Here is a 4,444-nt window from a genome sequence, read left to right as displayed (position 1 = left end):
CCTATTCGGCATCTACCTATTTCTTCAACTACTTTAACCTCTCCAGAATATATGCCTAAACAACAACTAATTCCACCGCCACAATCCAAATTAATACCTAGGGATGCTTCTTTTTCGATTAACCGAGCTGAATCAAAATTCAACATTAATGATTTACAACAACGTTTTAAAGAAACATCAAACGCAAATTTAGGTTTATTTATCGCACGTTATTATTATGATCGGGGAGAATATAGTGAAGCTTACAATTATGCACTTAAAACCAATTCTATTAATAATAAAGTAGACGAAAGTTGGATTATTTTCTCAAAATCTTTAGTAAAACTTGGTCGAGTTGATCAAGCTAAGAAAACGCTTCAGCTTTATATTTCCCAATCAAACTCTGAAGCAGCCCACAATTTATTAGATTCTATTGAAAAAGGCAATTTTAAATGAAATTATTTATGGTTTTAAGTTTATTTCTCACTAATCTATATTCAGATACAGGCAAAATTATGTTTGATTTATACCAAAAAGGGATGTATACAGAAGCGTGTAATTATGGATCTCGTTTATTTACTTCCAATCAAACTAATGAAGCTTTTATTTCTCTTCTCGGTTTTTCTTGTTTAAAAGCCGACCAAATCGATCGCTTGTCTCCCATGATATCAGCCTTATCACAATCTCCTGATGCGAGAGCCAATAGTGCTTATTTTTCACTTATCGTTATGCAAAAAAAACTTTTAATGCAAGCACTTTATGACAATAAACCCATCTTAAATGTACAATTTCCTACTAGTAGTCATCTTATATCAAAAGTTTTTACTCTTTATGTAAAAGATCCAAAACATACTATTTTAATTAAAGAATATCAAGATCCCACAAATTTAAGACAAACTTTTAAGCTGTATACAACACAACTCAATGGTCTAAAAAGCATCGCTATTGATGAATATTATGATAAAATATTAATTTTTCATCATGTTTATTAAAATTAATTAAGGAATAAGATATGGACCGCATTACTAATGATTTACTTGATAAACACCATATAACACAGCAACAAATTGATCGATTAACTTCACGCGGTCTGCAAGATGATACAATTTTAGAAACTTTGAGTAAAATTGGTGCTGTTTCAATAAATTTTATAAAACGTTTTATTGTCGAACAAATTCGACTTGGCAGATATGAACTTTCTATCATAAAAAATTACTATTTTTTAGATGAAATCTCTATATTGACCCATTTAGCTGAAGTCATGGAAGTTCCATTTTTAGATCTCGATTCAATTGATATGGATTATCGTCTCGTTGAAAAAATCCCTACAGCACAACTTAAACGCTATAATGCGCTTCCTATTTCACAAAATGATATGTTTGTCATTGTTGCATTTGCCGACCCACTTAATATCGAAGCGCAAGAATCTATTCAACGTCTTTTTCCTCGCAAATCACTAAAAACAGCTATTGCCACTGAAAAACAAATCCAAGCTTATTTATTTAAAATGGAACTCAAAGACAGCGTCAAAGAATTGGTTAACAATATTCGAAATGAATTACGTAATATTGGAACAATTGAAGAACAGCAAGAGGCTTCTTCCATTTTGCAATTAATTGATGTTATTCTTAGAGCTTGTATTAAAGGGCGGGCAAGTGATATTCATATCGAACCAACCGAAAAGAACTGCGTCGTTCGTGGACGTGTTGATGGTAAATTAGCCGAGATTTTTATTTTTGACCGAGATATTTATCCTCCGTTAGCCTCACGCATTAAACTCTTAGCAAATCTCGATATCGCTGAACGTCGTAAACCTCAAGATGGTCGCTTTTCAGCAATGGTAATGGATGCAGAATTTGATTTTCGTCTATCAACTTTACCTATTATCTACGGTGAATCAATCGTAATGCGTATTTTGGATAAAACAAAAGCATTAGTCAAATTAGAAGATTCCGGAATGGATTCTGAAAGTTACCACAAACTGACTAAAGGTTTACAATCGCCTTTTGGAATTATCTTGGTCACCGGTCCAACTGGAAGTGGAAAAACTACAACACTCTATGGAGCCCTTAATGAGCTTCGGAATGTTGAAGACAAAATCATCACCGTTGAAGATCCAGTCGAATATCGGATGAATCTGATTCAACAAGTACAAGTGAATGCTAAAGTTGGATTGTCATTTGCTGATGCACTTCGCGCTATTCTTCGTCAAGACCCTGATAAAATCATGATCGGGGAGATTCGAGATCATGAAACTTTAGAAATTGCCATAAAAGCAGCTCTAACAGGTCACCTCGTAATTTCAACTCTTCACACTAATGATGCAATCAGTTCTATTACCCGAATGTCTGACATGGGAATTGAGCCCTACCTTATTAGCGGTGCTCTAGTAGCTGTCCAAGCACAACGACTTGTTAGAAGAATTTGTAAACATTGCAAAAAAGAGATAGACATACCACAGCATCTTCTACAAGAATACAATGCATTTATTCCTCCTAATACCGTTTTTTATGAAGGAATAGGGTGTAAAGAATGCAATGGATCGGGCTATATGGGACGTGAAATGATTTGTGAAGTTTTACCTATCAGTGAAAATTTATCCAGTATGATCGCACGTGGAGCCTCAAAAGATGATTTGATCAAAGAAGCTAAAAAAGAGGGCTTTACTGGAATGTTCGAAAATGGTATGGCGAAAGCAGTACAAGGTATCACAACATTAGATGAAATACTAAGGGTGGCAAAAGGATGAAATATTTCATAGCAACTATTCTTACCAAAGGAAAAAAAACAGAACAAGGCTTATATGCAGAAAGTAAAAAAGAAGCCCATTATTTAGCAAAAATTAAATTTCAAGGGATGATTTTAAAAGTTACTGAAGCTCCAGCACCACTTGCCGATCAGCTAAAGCGTTTTAAAGAGAGTTTATTTTCAAATGTCAAGAAACGAAAACTTAAGCAAGATGCACTCATTGCAGCAATTCGACAGCTTGCAGTTATGACGAATGCAGGAATATCGATTCATGACTCTTTAAAAGAGATTGCAGATGCGACAACAGATACAACTTTACAAACTGTTTTAGGGACGATTGCGGAAGATATTAACGCTGGACATAGTCTCTCGCATTCTGCAGGAAAATTTTCCTACGAACTTGGAAATCTCTCATTAGCGATGATAGAACTCGGTGAAAAAACAGGAAATATGGCTGAAGCACTTCATAAACTTGCTGATATGCTTGAAGAAATTCGCCGTAACATCATCAAATTTAAAAAAGCAATGGCTTATCCACGAAATGTTATGATTGCTATGGCAATTGCTTTTACCGTCCTAATTTCCTATGTCGTTCCTCAATTTAAAACAATTTTTGAACAATTAGATGCAGAATTACCGCTACCGACAAAGATTTTATTATTTCTAGAACATTTATTTAATAGCTATGGATTATATGTTTTAATAGGTATTTTTATTTTTATTTTTATTTTTCGCTATATGTTAAATCACAATCGTGAGTTTCGCTTTAAATGGCACCAATTTTTACTTAAAACTTATCTTATTAAAAATATCATAATGTATGCAACCCTAAACCGATTCACCCTAGTATTTTCAGAACTGGTTCGTGCCGGTATTCCTATCGCAGAAGCGTTAGAAACCTCTATAGCAATGATTGACACCCTGCCATTACAAGAAAAACTTTTAACCGTTCGACAAACCGTTGAAAAGGGAGGAACCCTCCATAACGGTTTAGCAGAAACAAGACTTTTTGAAAATATGATCATTCAAATGATCTCAGCCGGAGAGTCAAGCGGACAACTCGATGCTATGATGCAAAAAGTCATGGAATACTATAAAATGAAGTTTGATGCTATTATTGACGGCCTCTCCGAAGCAATAGAGCCGATTATGCTTTTGCTTATTGCATGTATGGTTGTACTATTAGCATTGGGTATTTTCTTGCCAATGTGGGAAATGGGAAATGCGGTGCAAGGGCGCCGCTAAAAAGAGGTTTTTTAAGCCTCTTCGTTGGTACCCTTCGCGACTAATGCCGCGTACATTTCATCTTTTGGGATCAATCCTGCCTCAAATAAAAACTGAGAAGGGATAAAATTGGTTTGTTTAATTTTGTCATACTTCGCATAGCTCAAAAAAAGTCGATCTTTCGCACGTGTAACGGAGACATAAAAGAGCCGTCTCTCTTCCTCGATACTTCCACTTCGAGACATCAGCTTTCGATTCGGAAATCGACCGTCCATCAAATCGATCACATACACCTCTTGATACTCCAACCCTTTTGAGGCGTGAATACTCAGCAGATGTACCCCCTCACCCTGCGTCAAATCCTGAGATCCCAACACCATCGCATTTAAAAAACGCTCATGATCTTTGTAAGGGCGGGAAAGTTCAAATAAAATCGTACATTTTCGACGAATTCTCTCTTGTGATTCGCTCTTTGCCTTCTCATCGATCGAGC

Annotated in this window: 5 protein-coding genes; 4 read left to right on the top strand and 1 reads right to left on the bottom strand. The window is 35.5% G+C overall.

The genetic code is table 11. The annotated features are described in order from the left end of the window. The 4 genes from WA010_RS04145 to WA010_RS04130 form a co-directional block, all read left to right on the top strand. On the top strand, positions 1-435 hold a 435-nt coding region (locus WA010_RS04145), incomplete at its 5' end, for a tetratricopeptide repeat protein (RefSeq protein ID WP_422555893.1). Continuing rightward, positions 432-971 carry a hypothetical protein gene (locus WA010_RS04140; RefSeq protein ID WP_422555892.1) on the top strand — a complete coding sequence of 180 codons (540 nt, stop codon included), beginning with the start codon at positions 432-434 and terminating at the stop codon, positions 969-971. The genes WA010_RS04145 and WA010_RS04140, both read left to right, overlap by 4 nt. Before the next feature lie 20 nt (positions 972-991). After that, entirely contained in the window at positions 992-2,728 is a 1,737-nt protein-coding gene (locus tag WA010_RS04135) for a GspE/PulE family protein (RefSeq protein ID WP_422555891.1), read from the top strand. Continuing rightward, a complete protein-coding gene (locus WA010_RS04130; RefSeq protein ID WP_422555890.1) occupies positions 2,725-3,972 on the top strand; it encodes a type II secretion system F family protein in 1,248 nt (415 codons plus the stop codon). The genes WA010_RS04135 and WA010_RS04130 overlap by 4 nt, the downstream gene beginning before the upstream one ends. 11 nt (positions 3,973-3,983) lie before the next feature. On the opposite strand, the gene WA010_RS04125 is transcribed toward WA010_RS04130, so the two are convergent. Further along, on the bottom strand, positions 3,984-4,444 hold a 461-nt coding region (locus WA010_RS04125; RefSeq protein WP_422555889.1), incomplete at its 5' end, for a 3'-5' exonuclease.

Source organism: Sulfuricurvum sp. (genome assembly GCF_049305995.1).
In the GTDB taxonomy this organism is placed as follows: domain Bacteria; phylum Campylobacterota; class Campylobacteria; order Campylobacterales; family Sulfurimonadaceae; genus Sulfuricurvum.
Note: the sequence above shows the minus strand (reverse complement) of the source record. Positions and strands in the feature narration are given on the sequence as shown.

What these genes read in the sequence shown, in the direction of transcription:
- WA010_RS04135 (WP_422555891.1), top strand. Translation starts at nt 992, where the DNA reads ATGGACCGCATTACTAATGATTTACTTGATAAACACCATATAACACAG.
- WA010_RS04140 (WP_422555892.1), top strand. Translation starts at nt 432, where the DNA reads ATGAAATTATTTATGGTTTTAAGTTTATTTCTCACTAATCTATATTCA.
- WA010_RS04130 (WP_422555890.1), top strand. Translation starts at nt 2,725, where the DNA reads ATGAAATATTTCATAGCAACTATTCTTACCAAAGGAAAAAAAACAGAA.